The organism is Kribbella sp. NPDC058693 (assembly GCF_042715335.1).
GTDB classification, from domain to species: domain Bacteria; phylum Actinomycetota; class Actinomycetes; order Propionibacteriales; family Kribbellaceae; genus Kribbella; species Kribbella jiaozuonensis.
This window is the reverse complement of record NZ_JBHXSQ010000002.1, coordinates 1,395,209-1,410,094: the sequence shown is the minus strand read 5'-3', so window position 1 is coordinate 1,410,094 and position 14,886 is coordinate 1,395,209. Positions and strand designations below refer to the sequence as shown.

Here is a 14,886-nt window from a genome sequence, read left to right as displayed (position 1 = left end):
GATCAGCCGCCCTTGGCGTTCTGGACCGCCTGCTGCATCGCCTTCGCGACCGCGGCCGGTTCGCCGGTGCCGTCGAAGATCTTCGCCAGCGGATCGCCGGCCGCGACCGAGCCCGGCCCGAACGGGATGTGCGGGCACCCGTCGCCGTCGAGCAGCCAGGACGTCATCTGCTTCATGATCGGCAGCTCGATCCGCGCCGCGGCGCTCTTGGTGGCCGGCATCGAGTTCGAGTCGTTCATCGTGGGGGAGTACTGCTCGGCGGAGTACATGAACTTCAGGAACTCCAGCGCGGCGTCCTTGTTCTTGCTGTTCGCCGCGACCGCCCAGCCGGCGCCGGCCTGGTTCGCGGTCCAGTGCCGCTTGCCCGGCGCGATCGCCGGTGTCTTCATCACCTTGTAGAGCTTGTTGAACGCGGGCGTCGCGTCCTTGGTCAGGCCCTGCGGCGTCCAGCTGCCGTTGAACAGCATCGCGGACTTGCCGGTGTAGAAGATCTGCGGGGCCTGGTCGCCGCTGGTGCCGGTCGTACCGGGCTGGAAGACGCCGCCCTTGACGATCTTCTGCTGCAGCTCGATCGCCTGGATCACCTTCGGATCCTCGTACGTCGCACCGTCCTTGAGCTGGTCGAGCTTCAGGTAGTACGTCGGGTCGTCGGCGACCTGCGTGATCAGCGGCAGGAAGAAGTCGAGCGAACTCGTCGTCGGGTTGCAGCTCAGCGCCACCGGGAACTTGCCGGTGGCCTTGATCTTCTGCGCCGCCGCGATCAGGTCGTCCCAGGTCTCGATACCGTCTTCCTCGACGCCGGCCTTCTTCAGCATGTCCGGGTTGTAGAAGATCCCGAACGTCTGCGCCATCCAGCCGACCGCGTACTGCTTGCCGTCCAGGGTGTACTCCTGGTTGGCCGAGTCGAAGAAGTCCTTCAGGAAGTCGTCGCCGAGCTCCTGCTTCAGGTCCGCGGAGATCCCGCCGGTGCCGTAGGTCAACGCCCGCGTGTGCGGCGCGAAGATCTCCGGCACGTCGCCACCCGCGACCGCGGCCTGCAACGCGGGCAGGTACTGGTCCGGGGTGCCGAAGATCCGGTTCTCGATCTTGATGTTGCTGTGCGCGGCCTCGAACGCGCTGATCAGCTTGGGGAACTGGTCCTCCTGGTCGTTGTACCAGGACCACATCCGGACCACGGCCTTGCCGCCGCTGGTCGTCCCGCCGCCGCTGTCCCTGCCACCGCAGGCGGCCAGTGTGGATCCGAGCGCGGACCCGAGGCCGAGCGCACCCACCGCCCCTTTGAGAACTGTCCGCCGCCGCACGTGCTGTTCGCCCATCGGAGACTCCTCGTCGTTCGTCTACTCAACTTCCTAACTGAAAGTAAGAAAGCGGTCAAGGTCACAGCTGAGTTTCCAGAGATTTCCCTCGCTTAGGGTTGGGCCATGGTGATCCGGTTGAGCGAGCAATGGCCGGAGGTGAGCCCCGACCGCCTGCTGTCGGAGTGCGTCCCTCCGCCGCGCTTCGCCGACGCCCGCTTCACCACCTACCGCCCGAACCCCGACGAGCCCTCGCAGTCCGAGGCGCTCGAGGCCCTGACAGCTCGCGCCGCCAATCTCGCCAAGCCTCGGCAAACCCGATCGCTCTGGGCCAGGCTCCGCGGTCGCTCCCAGGTCGAGGGCAAACAGGGCATCTACCTCGACGGCGGATTCGGCGTCGGCAAGACCCACCTCCTCGCCTCGCTCTGGCACGAGTCGGCCGGACCGAAGATGTACTGCACGTTCGTCGAGCTCACCAACCTGGTCGGCGCGCTGGGCCTCCGGACAGCAGTCGACAAGCTCTCGCAGTACCGCCTGATCTGCATCGACGAGTTCGAGCTCGACGACCCCGGCGACACCATGCTGATCTCCCGGCTGATCGGTCAGTTGGTCGAGGCCGGCGTCGAGTTCGCCGCGACGTCCAACACGCTGCCCGACAAGCTCGGCGAAGGCCGTTTTCAGGCCGTCGACTTCCTCCGCGAGATCCAGGCGCTCGCAGCGCACTTCGACGTACGCCGGATCGACGGCCCCGACTACCGCCACCGCGGCCTCCCCGTCGCCCCCGACCCCTGGCCCGACGAGAAGGTCGAACAGGAAGCCGCGCAACGCCCCAACGCGTCCTACGACCATTTCGTCGACCTCCACCGCCACCTCGCCGAGCTGCACCCGAGCAGGTACGGCGCGCTCCTCGACGGGATCGAGACGGTGGCGATCACCGACGTACGCCCGCTGACCGACGAGAACGTCGCGCTCCGGCTGGTTGTGCTCGCCGACCGGATGTACGACCGCAACCTCCCGCTGCTGGCCGGCGGCGTACCGCTTGACGAACTGTTCTCGCCCGACATGCTCAAGGGCGGCTACCGCAAGAAGTACCTCCGCGCCCTGTCCCGCCTGATCGCTCTCGCCCGCGCGGCGTGATCCCCGGGCGTGCTTCCCTGGACGGATGAGTCGGCGTTCGATCTCACTGTTGCTGCTGACAGTTGCCCTCGGGCTGCTGGTCGCCGGCGGGTTCGTCCAGTTCGACGACACGTCTGGCTTCGGCGCCGAGCAATGGATCCTGCCGCTCGGAGGGCTGGCGTTCGTCCCGGCTCTGGCGTCCGTCGTGACCGCGTGGCCGGACCCGAAGGCACGCCTCTGGCTGGGCATCGTCCTGGCCGCCCTGACCGGGCTCCTGATCTGGGAGAGCATCTCCGACGACGGGTTCCGGTTCATCTGGAGCCGGAGCGAGGGTGAGCTCGCCCTGCTGGAGTTCGCGACCGGCCTGGTCGCTTTCGTGTTGATCGCGAACGGCGTACAGCCCGCGGCGGCTGATGCGACAGCGATGGAGCCGGGTGTTACTCAGCAGCCTGGGCCGGGGCGGTGGTTGGTCCGTACGGCGGCGTACCTGTGCGGGACGATCTTCGTGGTGCTGGTGGTGATCAAGGCCGGGGCGGACTACTACGCGCGGACCGAATGCCCTGAGGAGGGAGACTGCCTGGCGCCGATCGCCGGGTTCGTCTGGGGTGCGGTCGCCGTCCCGGTCTGCGGCCTCGCCGTGCTGGTGATCGAGATCGTGTTGTGGCGGCGTCGGCGGCGCAATACCGCTGAAGTCGGGGGTGGATGAGGCAGGATGTGGAGATGGCGAAGCAGAAGAAGGGCGAGAAGGCTGCCGCGGGGATCCGCGAACAGCTGCGGGTGCCGGCCGGGCCGGTTGACCTGACGACGTACGACACGCGTGCGACGCCGGGCTTCGACGGCTCCAAGGACGACGGCAAGGTCGCGCTGGAGGATCTCGGCGCCGAGGTCTCGGACTGGCAGGAGCGGCTGTTCGCCGAGGGGCGCAAGGGCGGCGAGCGCAGCGTGCTGCTGGTGCTGCAGGGCATGGACACCTCGGGCAAGGGCGGGGTGATCCGGCACGGTGCGGGGCTGATGGACCCGCAGGGCCTGAAGATCACCTCGTTCAAGGCGCCGACGCCGGCCGAGAAGCGGCGCGGGTTCCTGTGGCGGATCAAGCAGGCGCTGCCGGCGGAGGGGATGGTCGGGATCTTCGACCGGTCGCACTACGAGGACGTGCTGATCGCGCGGGTGCGCAACCTGGTCACGCCGAACGTGTGGGACCGGCGCTACGACCAGATCAACGACTTCGAGGCTGAGCTGGCCGCGAACGGTACGACGGTCCTCAAGTGCTACCTGCACATCTCGCCGGAGGAGCAGCGCGCCCGGCTCGACGCGCGGCTCGACGACCCGACCAAGCACTGGAAGTACAACCCGTCCGACGTCGACGAGCGGCAGCTCTGGCCGGACTACATGGACGCGTACCACGCGGCGATCGAGCGCTGTAACACGCCCGAGGCGCCGTGGTACGTCATCCCGAGCGACCGCAAGTGGTACCGCAACTGGGCCGTCACCACGCTCCTCCTGGAGACGCTGCGCGAGCTGAACCCGGAGTGGCCGGTCGCGGACTTCGACGTCGAGAAGGAGAAGAAGCGCCTGGCAGCAACCTGACGCCACGGGGTGGCCCGGCCCCCGGGCCACCTACGGTTACGCCCATGGCGTTGCTGCTGGCGGTTCTCGCCGTCCTGGGGATGGGCGGCTACTTCTGTGTCTTCGTTGCGTTCCACCTGCTGCCGACCGGGTACCACCCGGTTCGCCACGCCGTCAGCGATTACGGCGTCGGCCGCTACGCATGGCTGTTCCGTTGGGCGCTCGTTGCGTCCTCGGTCGGCATCCTTGCGTTGGCCGCCGGCCTCGCACTTGAGCCCGGTACGCCGACCGTGACCGTGCTGCAGCTGGTCTTTCTGTTCCTGATCCCGGTCGCGCGGGTCGGGATGCTGAAGTTCCCGACCGACCTGGAGGGGCAGCGGCTGACCCGCTCGGGTCGGCTGCACTACCTGTTTGCGGTCGCCGCGTTCGCGTTGACGTACTCCGCGATCGCCGGGATGACGCCTGAGCTCGGATCCGTCGGCGCCTGGGAGTCCGTCAGCGGCTTGCTCTCGGTACTGCGCCTCGTCGCGCTGGTGTCGCTCGTAGTGCTGGTGATCGCGCTCGTGCCGCGGCTGCGGGTCGTGTTCGGTCTGTTCGAGCGCGGCTTTCTGGTGAGCACCAACCTCTGGTTCCTGACGGTAGGCATCTGCCTGCTGGTAGAGGCCGCCTAGCTGTCTGGGTCGATGTCATGCTGGCGGAGCAGGTCGCGGAGTTTCGCGACCTGCTCGTGCAGGCGCTCGTTCTCGTCCAGCAGCGCGTTGAGCTCGTGGATCAGGTGGTGCCGGCGGCCGTACGTCGTCCAGTTCGCAGTGGCGCTCTCGGTGAGCATGCCGGCGACGAGTGACTCGGAACGCTCGCGCCAGTTCATCCGCTCCTCGAGCTTGCGGCGTACCTGATCGATGTCGGCGGCAAGCTTCGTGATGATCTGCCCGCCGACGCCGTCACGGTCGTTCAGTACGCCGAGCAGCAGGTGCTCCGGCCGGACCTGCTCCGCCCCGCGCGCCCGCGATTCGCCCCACGCGTACTCGAACGTGCTCTTGGCCCGCGGCGTGAACGGGATCGACGCCCCCGCCGTACCGGAGTTCCCGCGGCCGATGATCTCCACCACCAGGTCCTTCACGGCCGGCGCGGTGATCCCGACCCCGTTCAGGACCCGCGCGGCGATGCTCTGCCCCTCGGTGATCAGCCCCAGCAGCAGGTGTTCGGTGCCAACGTACGCGTGGTCGAAACCGCGAGCCTCCTCCTGCGCGAGGACGATGACCTGCCTCGCCGGGTCGCTGAACTGCTCGTACATCCGAACTCCCCTCCACCATTCCTGCTCGACATCGAACGTCAGCGTCTCCTCGCTGAGCAGCAGATCGAGCCGCAGATGCTCCTGCAGATCCTCAGGCGACACCGGCCGGTGCTCGAGCCGGCTCCGGATGAACGCCCCCGCCTCCCGATGGCTTGCCTCGCCGGCCGCGATCCGGTCGAGCAGCTCGTCGACGTCGGCCACCGGCTCGAGTTGCAACTCGGCCCGGTTCAGCGTCACGAACTGCAGTACGACGGCGACCGCGACCACCCGGTTCGCCCCGTCGAACGGCCGCGCCCGCACCAGCCCCGCGAGCAGCACGCCCGCCGACTCGGCCAGCCCGCTGGTCAACCGGACGCTGTCCAGCACGCGCTCGACCGCGTTCAGATCGGTCCGCTGGACCGCGTCCGCCGAGCTGCAGCACAGCACGCGGGCCGCGATCGTCAGCACGTCGTACGGGCCGAGGTAGCGCATCAGTCGTCGCCCTTGAGCCGGCGCAAGGACTCCTCGTGCCGGGCGAGATTCGCTTCGAGCAGCTCGCTGAACTGACTGTCCTGCCGCCGCTGATCGACGAGCGCTGCGATCGCCTCCCGCGCCACATCGGACACCGAGCGGCCCTCCACCGAAGCCACGGTCTGCAGCCGCTCGGCCAGCTCGGGGTCGAGCCGCAGCAGGATGTTCTTGGTCGCGTCCTTCGCCATAGATATCAAGATATCACGCTATCTGACCGCCTCGCTGTGAAAGGCTTGGAGCCATGCGGACAGACGTCGTGGTGGTGGGGCTGGGCGCGTTCGGGTCGGCGGCGTTGTGGCGGCTGGCGGCGCGTGGGGTGAACGTCGTCGGGATCGAGCGGCAGGCGATCGGGCATCCGTTCGGGTCGTCGCACGGGACGACGCGGTTGTTCCGGGTGGCGTGTATGGAGCATCCGGGGCTGACCGAGATCGCGCGGAAGTCGCTCGCGCTGTGGACCGAGCTGGGGGAGCGGACCGGCGAGACATACGTCCGACAGACCGGCTCGTTGAATGTCGGTGGTCCGGGGAGCCGGCCGGTGAAGGGTGCGCGGCAGGCTGCGATGGATGCGGGCGCGCCGACGACAGTCCTCAGCCACGACGAGCTGGCCAAGCGTTTCCCGCAATACGCGCTGGCGTCCGAGGATGTCGCGGTCTGGGATCCGGGCGCGGGGATCTGTTACGCCGAGCCGACCGTTCGGGCGCATGTCGCGGAGGCGCAGCGGCTGGGCGCGACGGTGTATCCGCACACGATGGCGACGGCGATCGAGGTCGGTCGCGACGAGGTGACGGTCCGGACCCCGACGACGACCATCACCGCGGACCAGGTTGTGATCAGCACCGGCGCGTGGTTGAGCAAACTCGTTCCGACGGTCAGCCTGTCACCCCGCCGTACGCCGTTGTTCTGGTTCCAGCCGAAGGACCCGGCGTCGGACGCGTTCCAGCTGACGAACTTCCCGGCGTTCATCTGGGAGTTTGCCGACGGCAAGGGACTGTGGGGACACGGCTCCGACGAGGACTTCCTGGTCAAGGTCGGCCTCGACGGCGCCGAGCGCGACCGGGACGTCGACCCGGACGAGCTGGACCGCTACATCCACCCGCGTAAGGACATAGCCGAGCTGTCCGCGACGATCGCGAAGTCCTTCCCGGAGCTCGACCCGGAGCCGGTCAAGCTGATGCCGTGCATGGTGACGGACTCGCCCGACGGACAGTTCCTGGTCGGGCGGTACGACGAGCGTCTGGTGATCGCCGGCGGTGACAGCGGCCACGGCTTCAAGCACTGCGCCGGAGTTGGCGAGCTCCTGGCTCAGGTCACGACGAAGGAGACGCCGTACGCCGACGTCTCCTTCATCGATCCGCTGCGGTTCTAGGCGGTACGGACCAGCTCCGGGCGGGCGATGACCGGACGCGGAGCAGGCTCGAGCGTGAGCAGGTCGAGGCCGGCCACGCCGTACCGGAGCAGGACCAGGCGTGCGACCTCGGCGCTCACACCCAGCGGCGCCGACACCGCGACCGCACCCGCACGGCGGGCCGTCGACTCGGCGCGGTCCGGGAGTACGCCGGGAGCGAGGAAGAGCGACCCCACCGCGACGTGCCGACGGCCCTCGAGACGCCACTTGAGCACGGCCTCGGCGGGCGACGGCGACGCGGCGCAGACGAACGCGGCCGTGACCGGCAGCTTGTGCCGCTGACCCCACAGGCGTGCGAGCCGCGTGACGCTCGCGTTCGCGTGTGAGTCGCTCGACCCGGCGCAGGCCAGCACCAGCGCGTCCAGTTCGCGGACCCGCCCGTCCTTGAGCTCGGCCCGCATCCGGCGGTCGAGTACGTCGAGCAGCGTGTCGTCGTACCCGAGGACGTCGGACGCGATGATCCGTAGGCTCGGGAACCGCGAACGCGCCTCGTCGACGACGGCCGGTACGTCGATCTTCGCGTGGTACGCCGACGACAGTAGCAGCGGCAGGACGACGACCTCTTCCACACCTTCGGCGGCGAGCTTGCCGATCACCTGGTACGGCGTCGGCGGGCAGTGGTCGAGGAAGGAGGCTTCGATCCGCAGGTCGGCACGCATCTCACGCAGGCACTTGATCAGGGCGTGGACGGTGGCGGCCGAACGCGGGTCGCGGCTGCCGTGGGCGAGGACTACGAGAGCTGGCGCAGTCATAGCAGTTCCCCTTCTTCGTCGTCGATCATTCCGGCTGCCAGCGTCCACCCGTCGTGGGCGTCGATCAGCAGGAACGATCCGGTGATGGTGTTGCTGGAGTACGGGTCGGCAGCCAGCGGTGCGGCGATCTTCAGTTGCACCTTGCCGATGTCGTTCAGTGCGAGCTCGGTGGCGTCGATGACTCCGAGCGTGTCGAGGTCCAGCGCGCCGGTGATCTTGGTGACAATCGCCTGCGCGGTGGTGGTGGTGTGCTTGATCAGCACCCTGGCCCCGACGGTCAGTGGCCGGTCGGACAACCAACTCACGGTGGCGGCCAGCTCCCGGCGGGTACCGGGGGAGGCCTCGGCGGCCACGATGACCGAGCCGCGGGCCACGTCGAGGTCGTCGGCGAGCCGGACCGTGACCGCTTCGCCGGCGACCGCGGACGGCCGCTCGACCACGGCGGTGGACGTGGCGGTGACGACGGCGCGGTCGATCCCGGCGACCGACGTACGCCGGCCGGCCGGCAGCACGATCACCTGGTCGCCGACCGAAACGGTGCCGGAGGCAACGGTTCCGGTGTAGCCGCGGTAGTCGCGGTACTCGTCGTCGGTCTGCGGCCGGATCACGTACTGCACCGGGAACCGCAGCGGCTGCTGGGAGTTGTCGATCCGCCCGGTGGCGTTCTCGAGGTACTCGAGCAGCGTCGGGCCGTCGTACCAGTCCGTCCGGCTCGAGTGGTCCACCACGTTGTCGCCGACGAGCGCGGAGACCGGGATGGCCTGGATGTCCGCGATGCCGAGCTGGTCGGCGACCTCGTTGACGTCCTTGGCGATCTTGGTGAACACGGCCTCGTCGTAGCCGACCAGGTCGACCTTGTTCACCGCGAGTACGACGTGCGGCACCCGGAGCAGACCGGCCACGGCCAGGTGCCGCCGGGTCTGCTCGAGTACGCCGTGCCGCGCGTCGACCAGGATGATCACCACGTCCGCGGTCGAGGCGCCGGTCACGGTGTTGCGGGTGTACTGCACGTGCCCGGGGCAGTCGGCCAGGATGAACGAGCGCTTGTCGGTGGCGAAGTACCGGTAGGCGACGTCGATCGTGATGCCCTGCTCGCGTTCGGCCCGCAGACCGTCGGTGAGCAGCGCGAAGTCGAAGTCACCGCCGCGGGCTTCGGAGACCGTCTTCACGTGCGCGATCTGGTCGGCGAGGATCGCCTTGCAGTCGTGCAGCAGCCGGCCGACCAGCGTGGACTTGCCGTCGTCGACCGATCCGGCAGTGGCGAGGCGGAGAAGCGTGCTCATCAGAAGTACCCCTCTCGCTTGCGGTCTTCCATCGCGGCCTCGCTGGCGCGGTCGTCGGCGCGGGTGGCGCCGCGCTCGGTGATCTCGCTGGCTGCGACCTCGACGACGACCTCGGCGGCACTCCTGGCTTCGGAAGCCACGGCCCCGGTGCAGGACATGTCCCCGACGGTCCGGTACCGAACGGTGCGCTGGGCAACGGTCTCGCCGTCGCGCGGCTGCGAGTACGGGCCGACGGCAAGCAACATGCCGTCGCGCTCGAACACGTCCCGGTCGTGCGCGTAGTAGATGCTCGGCAGCGGGATCTGCTCGCGTTCGATGTAGTTCCAGATGTCGAGCTCGGTCCAGTTCGACAGCGGGAACACCCGAACGTGCTCACCGGGCCGGTGCTTGCCGTTGTAGAGCGACCACAGCTCCGGCCGCTGGTTCCGCGGGTCCCACTGGCCGAACTCGTCGCGCAGGCTGAAGATCCGCTCCTTCGCCCGGGCCCGCTCCTCGTCCCGCCGGCCGCCGCCGAACACCGCGTCGAACCGGTGCCCGTTGATTGCGTCGAGCAACGGAATGGTCTGCAGCTGGTTCCGGGTCCCGTCGGTGCGCTCACGCAGCCGGCCGTCGGCGATGTAGTCCTCGACCTTGGCCACCTCGAGTCGTAGGCCCAACTGCTCGACCGTCGCATCGCGGTACGCCAGGACCTCGGGGAAGTTGTGCCCGGTGTCGACGTGCAGCAACGTGAACGGCACCCCGGCCGGCGAGAACGCCTTCCGCGCCAGGTGCAGCATCACGATCGAGTCCTTGCCGCCGGAGAACAGGATCACCGGCCGCTCGAACTCCGCTGCCACCTCACGGAACACGAAGATCGATTCGCTCTCGAGAGCATCGAGCTCGGTGACTGTGATGCTCATGTGTGCAACCCGCATTCGACCTTGCCGGTGCCGGCCCAGCGGCCGCTGCGCGGGTCCTCGCCGGGGGCGACGCGCTGCGTGCACGGCTCGCAGCCGATCGACGGGTAGCCGTCGTACTGCAGGAGATTCACGAGTACGCCGTTGTCCTGGATGTACGCGTCCAGGTCTTCCTGCGTCCACGGTGCGATCGGGTTGAGCTTGACCATGTCCCGCTTGGCGTCGTACTCGACGACCGGCGTGTTGGCGCGGGTTGGCGCCTCCTCGCGGCGGATGCCGGTGACCCAGGCCTTGTAGCCGGACAGGTACCGGTTCAGCGGCTCGACCTTGCGCAGCGCGCAGCACTTGTTCGGGTCGCGGTCGTGCAGCTTCTCGCCGTACTCCGCGTCCTGCTCCGCGACCGTCTGCTTCGGGGTGGCGTTGATCAGGTGGATCGGCAGCGTCGCGGCGACCGCGTCCCGGGTCCCGATCGTCTCGGCGAAGTGGTAACCGGTGTCGATGAACAGTACGTCGACCCCGGGCGCCGCCTCGGCCGCGAGATGGGGGAGTGCGCCGTCGGCCATCGAGGCGGTCACGACCAGCTCGTCACCGAAGGTCTCCCGCGCCCACGCGAGCACCTCGACCGCCGACGCGTCGGCGAGCCGTTCGTTCGCCTCCTCGGCGATCGTCTTCAAGTCACTCATTCCACCGTCACCCGCAACCCGATCATCTTGAGCTGGAACACCCGTGCACACGGCCGGCACTCCCACGCGCCATGGCCTTCTTCGGAGGGCCTGAGGTCCTCGTCCCCGCAGTACGGGCAGTACAGAGGTGCCGCACGCTCGCTCATTGCAAAGCCTCCTGATCCGCACGGGTGACCCACTGGGCGAACCGCTCGCCCTCGTTGCGCTCCTTCAGGTAGTTCTGGGTGACGCGCTCGACGTAGTCCGTCAGGTCGTCAGCGGTGACCTTGTGGCCACGCAGCTTGCGGCCGAAGCCGGCGTCCAGGCCGAGGCCACCGCCGAGGTGCACCTGGTAGCCGGGCACCTGGTTGCCATTGGCATCCATCACCAGCTGGCCCTTGAGCCCGATGTCGGCGACCTGGATCCGGGCGCACGAGTTCGGGCAGCCGTTCACGTTCACGGTGATCGGTACGTCGAGCTCCGGGATCCGCTCCTCGAGCTCGTCGATCAGCTGGGCCGCCTTCGCCTTGGTCTCGACGATCGCCAGCTTGCAGAACTCGATCCCGGTGCAGGCCATCGTGTTCCGCCGCCACGCCGACGGCCGGGCCTGGAAGCCGAGCGCGTCGAGTTCCGTCACCAGCGACTCGACCTGTGCCTCCTCGACGTCCAGCACGAGCAGCTTCTGCTGCGCGGTGGTCCGGATCCGGTCCGACCCGTGGGCCGCGACCACGTCCGCGACCTGCGCGAGCTTGGCGCCCGACACCCGGCCGACGACCGGAGCGACACCGACGAAGAACTTGCCGTCCTTCTGCTTGTGCACCCCGATGTGGTCACCCTGTACGGCGGGAACCTCTGGCGCGGGTCCGTCGATCAGCTTGCGCTTGAGGTACTTGTCCTCGAGCACCTCACGGAACTTCTCCACACCCCAGTCCGCGAGCAGGAACTTCAGCCGCGCCCGCGTCCGCAGCCGGCGGTAGCCGTAGTCGCGGAAGATGCTGGTCACGCCCCACCACGCCTCGGCGACCTCGTCCAGCGGGATCCAGGTGCCGAGCCGCTGCGCGAGCATCGGGTTCGTCGACAGGCCGCCGCCGACCCACAGGTCGAAGCCCGGGCCGTGCTCCGGGTGCACGACACCGACGAACGCGATGTCGTTCACCTCCGGTACGACGTCGTGCGACGGGTGGCCGGTCAGCGCGGTCTTGAACTTCCGCGGCAGGTTCGAGAACTCGTCCGAGCCGATGTACTTCGTGACGATCTCGTCGATGGCCGGCGTCGGGTCGATGATCTCGTCCGCGGCGATCCCGGCCACCGGGCTGGCGATCACCACGCGCGGGACGTCACCGCAGGCCTCGGTGGTGTAGAGCCCGACAGCCTCCAGCTTCTGCCAGATCGCGGGCACGTCCTCGATCCGGATCCAGTGCAGCTGGATGTTCTGCCGGTCGGTGATGTCGGCGGTGTCACGCGCGTACGTCGTGGAGATCTCCGCGATCACCCGCAGCTGCTCGGCGGTCAGCTGTCCGCCCTCGATCCGGATCCGCATCATGAAGTAGCGGTCGTCCAGCTCTTCGGGCTCCAGCGTCGCGGTCTTGCCGCCGTCGATCCCGGGCTTGCGCTGGGTGTACAGCCCCCACCAGCGGAACCGGCCGCGCAGGTCGGCGGGGTCGATCGAGTCGAAGCCGCGGTGCGCGTAGACGTTCTCGATCCGGGCCCGGACGTTCAGGCCGTCGTCGTTCTTCTTGTTCTCCTCGTTCTTGTTCAGCGGCTCGCGGTAGCCGAGCGCCCACTGCCCTTCGCCTTTGCCCTTACGCGGGCGGGCGGGTTTACGGGCAGCCGGAGAGGTGACGCCAGCAGTCATCGGGGACGTGTCCTTGTCCTAGTGACAGGTGCTCACCGAGGTGCGGCGGGATCGAAGCGTCGTCGGTTCGATGCGTTCCGCGCGGTGCGCACCCAGCGGTGATCGGGAGGGATCAGGGGGCCGTCGTTGGCCCGGGCATGGGTCGCTGTCAGAACATCGAAGGACAACAGATGGCGCTGCGCATCCGCCCGAGGTCGACATGAATGCGACCTACGAGGTGGGTGGATCGGGCAGCGAGCATGTCCACAAGCGTCAGCGCCAGCGCCCGACTTTGCAACTGTCAATCCTGAAGTTTGAGACCCGATCTCACGATGTGGCTATGTCCACCAGTCTGCTGGAGATTGATCCAGGCGTCGAACACGTCGTACAAGAACTCTTGCACAAGAGTTCTTGTGGAAGCTACGGTGCTGTCCATGACACCCGCCAACCGCCGGACCGTGACGCCGTCCGTGCTCGCCGCGATCCACCATCCGCTCCGCCGCCGGCTGCTCGACCTGATCCACCTCGACGGCCCCGCGACCGCCTCCCGGCTGGCCGAGGCGACCGGCGAGCTGGTCGGCAACATCAGTCATCACCTCAAGGTTCTGAGCGCGGCGGGGGTGATCGTCGAGGCTCCCGAGCTGGCCAAGAACCGCCGCGAGCGCTGGTGGAAGCTCGGCGACACCTCGGAGTACTCGTGGTCGATCGCGGACGCCCAGGGCGATCCGGCCGATGAGCTGGTCGCGGCCACCGCCGAGGACCAGAACCTGGCTCATCACGTCGGCAAGGTACGGCAGTGGTTCGACATCCGGTACGAGTTCGAGGAGCCCTGGGTGCGGGCGGCGTACGCGACCGAGAGATGGCTCACATTGACGCCCGAGCAGCTCGTCGAGCTGAGTGAGCGGATCGAGGAGCTGGTCCGCGAGTACCACGACAATCCGGCCGAAGGTGAGGACGCCCACCGGGTCTTCTTCTTCGCTCACGCCGTACCCGCCAGGCCATGAGCACCACGGTCTTCCCGCCGCTCCGGAGAGACCGTCGGGTGCACGGATGGATCATGTCGGCCGCGGTGTCGCAGGCCGGCGACATGGCCTGGTTCGTCGGTCTCGCGTGGAGCGCGGCCCAGGTCACGACCCCGGCCGGCGCCGGTCTGGTGATGGGCATCGGAGCGCTGCCGAAGGCCCTCGTCCTGCTGTACGGCGGCGCGCTCGCGGACCGGTTCGACGGCCGGCGCACGATGATCCTGGCCAACCTGGCCCGGATCGTCGTCCTGGTGGTCGCCTCGGTCGTGGTCGCGGTGTGGGGACTGTCCCTCGCCGTACTGCTCGCGGTGGCGGTCGTTTTCGGCGCCGTCGACGCGCTGTACACCCCCGCCTCGGGCACGTTGCCGCGGCGGATGGTCCGGTCCGAGGATCTGGTGAAGCTGTCGGCCGGCTCGCAGTTGGCACAGCGGCTGGCGATCTTCGCGGGCGCGCCGCTCGGCGGTCTGCTGGTCGCGCACGGCGGACTGGTCACGGTGATGATCGCCGACGCCGCGTCGTACGTCGTCATCGCGGTGGCGCTGGCGTTCCTGGTGAAGCCGCGCCTCCCGCAGCCGGTCTCGACCGGCCGGTCGATCCGCGCCGACCTGCGCGATGGGTTCGCCTATCTGAAGCGGGACGGGCGGGCGCGGACGCTGGTGATCGCGTTCTCCGGCCTGAATCTATTTGTCGGTCCGGTCCTGGCTGTTGGGCTGGTGCAGCGGACGCACGTCGCCGGGTGGGGTTCGGCCTGGTTCGGCTGGTTCGAGGCGTGCTCGGGGATCGCGGCGGCGGCCGGCGCGGTGGTGGCGATGCGCTGGAAGCCGGCTGATCTGGCGCGGTCGGGTCTACTTGTGCTGGTCGTCCAGGCGGCTGGTTGCGCGATGATCGGCGTGGTGCCGAAGTACGGGATCTTCGTCGCGATGGCGATGATCGGCTGCACGGCCGGGATCGCGTCCGCGCAGTTGTCGGCGGCGTTCCAGCAGTCCGTCGACCCGGCGTACCTCGGTCGCAGCTTCAGCATCGTGAACCTGTCCGACGAGGCGATCATGCCGCTCGCGATGACCGGCTTCGGCGCGCTGATCAGTGTGTCGAGCATCCCGGTCGCCTGTGTCCTGGTCGGGGTCCTGTTCGCCACGCTGGTGCTGTGGGCCGCGGTCCGGGTGAACCGCTGAACTCTGTACTCGCGGAGGCCGGTGCGCTACCGTCCCGATCACAATAGGAAACTTTCCTAACGATTGGGAGGGAGACAAT

15 protein-coding genes are annotated in these 14,886 nt (G+C 68.5%); 7 read left to right on the top strand and 8 right to left on the bottom strand.

The window, feature by feature from the left end; translation table 11 throughout:
• Positions 1-2 precede the first annotated feature (2 nt).
• Positions 3-1,316: an ABC transporter substrate-binding protein gene (locus ACFWUU_RS16330; RefSeq protein WP_380176413.1), complete on the bottom strand. Its 1,314-nt coding sequence runs from the start codon at positions 1,314-1,316 to the stop codon at positions 3-5.
• Between the two features lie 105 nt (positions 1,317-1,421).
• Here ACFWUU_RS16330 and zapE point away from each other — a divergent pair, with 105 nt between their 5' ends.
• Genes zapE through ACFWUU_RS16310 form a run of 4 tightly spaced genes read left to right on the top strand, consistent with a single transcriptional unit; the run spans position 1,422 to position 4,648 of the window.
• Positions 1,422-2,432 (top strand): cell division protein ZapE, encoded by a 1,011-nt coding sequence (gene zapE, locus ACFWUU_RS16325; protein WP_380176411.1) that lies wholly within the window; start codon positions 1,422-1,424, stop codon positions 2,430-2,432.
• 25 nt (positions 2,433-2,457) lie between these two features.
• The gene (locus tag ACFWUU_RS16320; protein ID WP_380176409.1) at positions 2,458-3,117 is read left to right on the top strand and encodes a hypothetical protein; all 660 of its coding nucleotides are present in this window, start codon (positions 2,458-2,460) and stop codon (positions 3,115-3,117) included.
• 14 nt (positions 3,118-3,131) lie between these two features.
• Positions 3,132-3,998: a PPK2 family polyphosphate kinase gene (locus ACFWUU_RS16315; RefSeq protein WP_380176407.1), complete on the top strand. Its 867-nt coding sequence runs from the start codon at positions 3,132-3,134 to the stop codon at positions 3,996-3,998.
• A 44-nt stretch (positions 3,999-4,042) separates the two neighbouring features.
• Positions 4,043-4,648, top strand: coding sequence for a DUF998 domain-containing protein (locus tag ACFWUU_RS16310; protein WP_380176405.1), 606 nt, complete (start codon positions 4,043-4,045; stop codon positions 4,646-4,648).
• On the opposite strand, the gene ACFWUU_RS16305 is transcribed toward ACFWUU_RS16310, so the two are convergent.
• Together ACFWUU_RS16305 and ACFWUU_RS16300 are read right to left on the bottom strand one after the other, a co-directional pair.
• Complete coding sequence (locus tag ACFWUU_RS16305) at positions 4,645-5,742, bottom strand: Clp protease N-terminal domain-containing protein (protein ID WP_380176403.1); 1,098 nt, start codon at positions 5,740-5,742, stop codon at positions 4,645-4,647. The genes ACFWUU_RS16310 and ACFWUU_RS16305 overlap by 4 nt on opposite strands.
• On the bottom strand, positions 5,742-5,969 hold the full coding sequence (locus ACFWUU_RS16300; protein ID WP_170989714.1) for a ribbon-helix-helix protein, CopG family: 228 nt from the start codon (positions 5,967-5,969) through the stop codon (positions 5,742-5,744). The genes ACFWUU_RS16305 and ACFWUU_RS16300 overlap by 1 nt, the downstream gene beginning before the upstream one ends.
• 53 nt (positions 5,970-6,022) lie before the next feature.
• On the opposite strand from ACFWUU_RS16300, the gene solA reads away from it, so the two are divergent.
• Positions 6,023-7,147: an N-methyl-L-tryptophan oxidase gene (gene solA, locus ACFWUU_RS16295; RefSeq protein WP_380176401.1), complete on the top strand. Its 1,125-nt coding sequence runs from the start codon at positions 6,023-6,025 to the stop codon at positions 7,145-7,147.
• Here solA and ACFWUU_RS16290 read toward each other — a convergent pair.
• The 5 genes from ACFWUU_RS16290 to ACFWUU_RS16270 form a co-directional block, all read right to left on the bottom strand.
• The gene (locus ACFWUU_RS16290) at positions 7,144-7,938 is read right to left on the bottom strand and encodes a sirohydrochlorin chelatase (protein ID WP_137254991.1); all 795 of its coding nucleotides are present in this window, start codon (positions 7,936-7,938) and stop codon (positions 7,144-7,146) included. The two genes, solA and ACFWUU_RS16290, sit on opposite strands and share 4 nt — an antisense overlap.
• Positions 7,935-9,221 carry a sulfate adenylyltransferase subunit 1 gene (locus tag ACFWUU_RS16285; protein ID WP_380176399.1) on the bottom strand — a complete coding sequence of 429 codons (1,287 nt, stop codon included), beginning with the start codon at positions 9,219-9,221 and terminating at the stop codon, positions 7,935-7,937. The genes ACFWUU_RS16290 and ACFWUU_RS16285 overlap by 4 nt, the downstream gene beginning before the upstream one ends.
• Positions 9,221-10,120 carry a sulfate adenylyltransferase subunit CysD gene (gene cysD / locus ACFWUU_RS16280; protein ID WP_380176396.1) on the bottom strand — a complete coding sequence of 300 codons (900 nt, stop codon included), beginning with the start codon at positions 10,118-10,120 and terminating at the stop codon, positions 9,221-9,223. The genes ACFWUU_RS16285 and cysD overlap by 1 nt, the downstream gene beginning before the upstream one ends.
• Positions 10,117-10,800, bottom strand: coding sequence for a phosphoadenylyl-sulfate reductase (locus ACFWUU_RS16275; protein ID WP_380176393.1), 684 nt, complete (start codon positions 10,798-10,800; stop codon positions 10,117-10,119). The genes cysD and ACFWUU_RS16275 overlap by 4 nt, the downstream gene beginning before the upstream one ends.
• A gap of 142 nt (positions 10,801-10,942) precedes the next feature.
• On the bottom strand, positions 10,943-12,634 hold the full coding sequence (locus ACFWUU_RS16270; protein ID WP_137254995.1) for a nitrite/sulfite reductase: 1,692 nt from the start codon (positions 12,632-12,634) through the stop codon (positions 10,943-10,945).
• Positions 12,635-13,047: 413 nt separating this feature from the next.
• Here ACFWUU_RS16270 and ACFWUU_RS16265 point away from each other — a divergent pair, with 413 nt between their 5' ends.
• Positions 13,048-13,617, top strand: a complete 570-nt coding sequence (locus tag ACFWUU_RS16265; protein ID WP_380176391.1) for an ArsR/SmtB family transcription factor — start codon at positions 13,048-13,050, stop codon at positions 13,615-13,617.
• Entirely contained in the window at positions 13,614-14,807 is a 1,194-nt protein-coding gene (locus ACFWUU_RS16260; RefSeq protein ID WP_380176389.1) for an MFS transporter, read from the top strand. Before ACFWUU_RS16265 ends, ACFWUU_RS16260 begins: the two co-directional genes overlap by 4 nt.
• Positions 14,808-14,886 lie beyond the last annotated feature (79 nt).

What these genes read in the sequence shown, in the direction of transcription:
- ACFWUU_RS16330 (WP_380176413.1), bottom strand. Translation starts at nt 1,316, where the DNA reads ATGGGCGAACAGCACGTGCGGCGGCGGACAGTTCTCAAAGGGGCGGTG.
- zapE (WP_380176411.1), top strand. Translation starts at nt 1,422, where the DNA reads ATGGTGATCCGGTTGAGCGAGCAATGGCCGGAGGTGAGCCCCGACCGC.
- ACFWUU_RS16320 (WP_380176409.1), top strand. Translation starts at nt 2,458, where the DNA reads ATGAGTCGGCGTTCGATCTCACTGTTGCTGCTGACAGTTGCCCTCGGG.
- ACFWUU_RS16315 (WP_380176407.1), top strand. Translation starts at nt 3,132, where the DNA reads ATGGCGAAGCAGAAGAAGGGCGAGAAGGCTGCCGCGGGGATCCGCGAA.
- ACFWUU_RS16310 (WP_380176405.1), top strand. Translation starts at nt 4,043, where the DNA reads ATGGCGTTGCTGCTGGCGGTTCTCGCCGTCCTGGGGATGGGCGGCTAC.
- ACFWUU_RS16305 (WP_380176403.1), bottom strand. Translation starts at nt 5,742, where the DNA reads ATGCGCTACCTCGGCCCGTACGACGTGCTGACGATCGCGGCCCGCGTG.
- ACFWUU_RS16300 (WP_170989714.1), bottom strand. Translation starts at nt 5,969, where the DNA reads ATGGCGAAGGACGCGACCAAGAACATCCTGCTGCGGCTCGACCCCGAG.
- solA (WP_380176401.1), top strand. Translation starts at nt 6,023, where the DNA reads ATGCGGACAGACGTCGTGGTGGTGGGGCTGGGCGCGTTCGGGTCGGCG.
- ACFWUU_RS16290 (WP_137254991.1), bottom strand. Translation starts at nt 7,938, where the DNA reads ATGACTGCGCCAGCTCTCGTAGTCCTCGCCCACGGCAGCCGCGACCCG.
- ACFWUU_RS16285 (WP_380176399.1), bottom strand. Translation starts at nt 9,221, where the DNA reads ATGAGCACGCTTCTCCGCCTCGCCACTGCCGGATCGGTCGACGACGGC.
- cysD (WP_380176396.1), bottom strand. Translation starts at nt 10,120, where the DNA reads ATGAGCATCACAGTCACCGAGCTCGATGCTCTCGAGAGCGAATCGATC.
- ACFWUU_RS16275 (WP_380176393.1), bottom strand. Translation starts at nt 10,800, where the DNA reads ATGAGTGACTTGAAGACGATCGCCGAGGAGGCGAACGAACGGCTCGCC.
- ACFWUU_RS16270 (WP_137254995.1), bottom strand. Translation starts at nt 12,634, where the DNA reads ATGACTGCTGGCGTCACCTCTCCGGCTGCCCGTAAACCCGCCCGCCCG.
- ACFWUU_RS16265 (WP_380176391.1), top strand. Translation starts at nt 13,048, where the DNA reads ATGACACCCGCCAACCGCCGGACCGTGACGCCGTCCGTGCTCGCCGCG.
- ACFWUU_RS16260 (WP_380176389.1), top strand. Translation starts at nt 13,614, where the DNA reads ATGAGCACCACGGTCTTCCCGCCGCTCCGGAGAGACCGTCGGGTGCAC.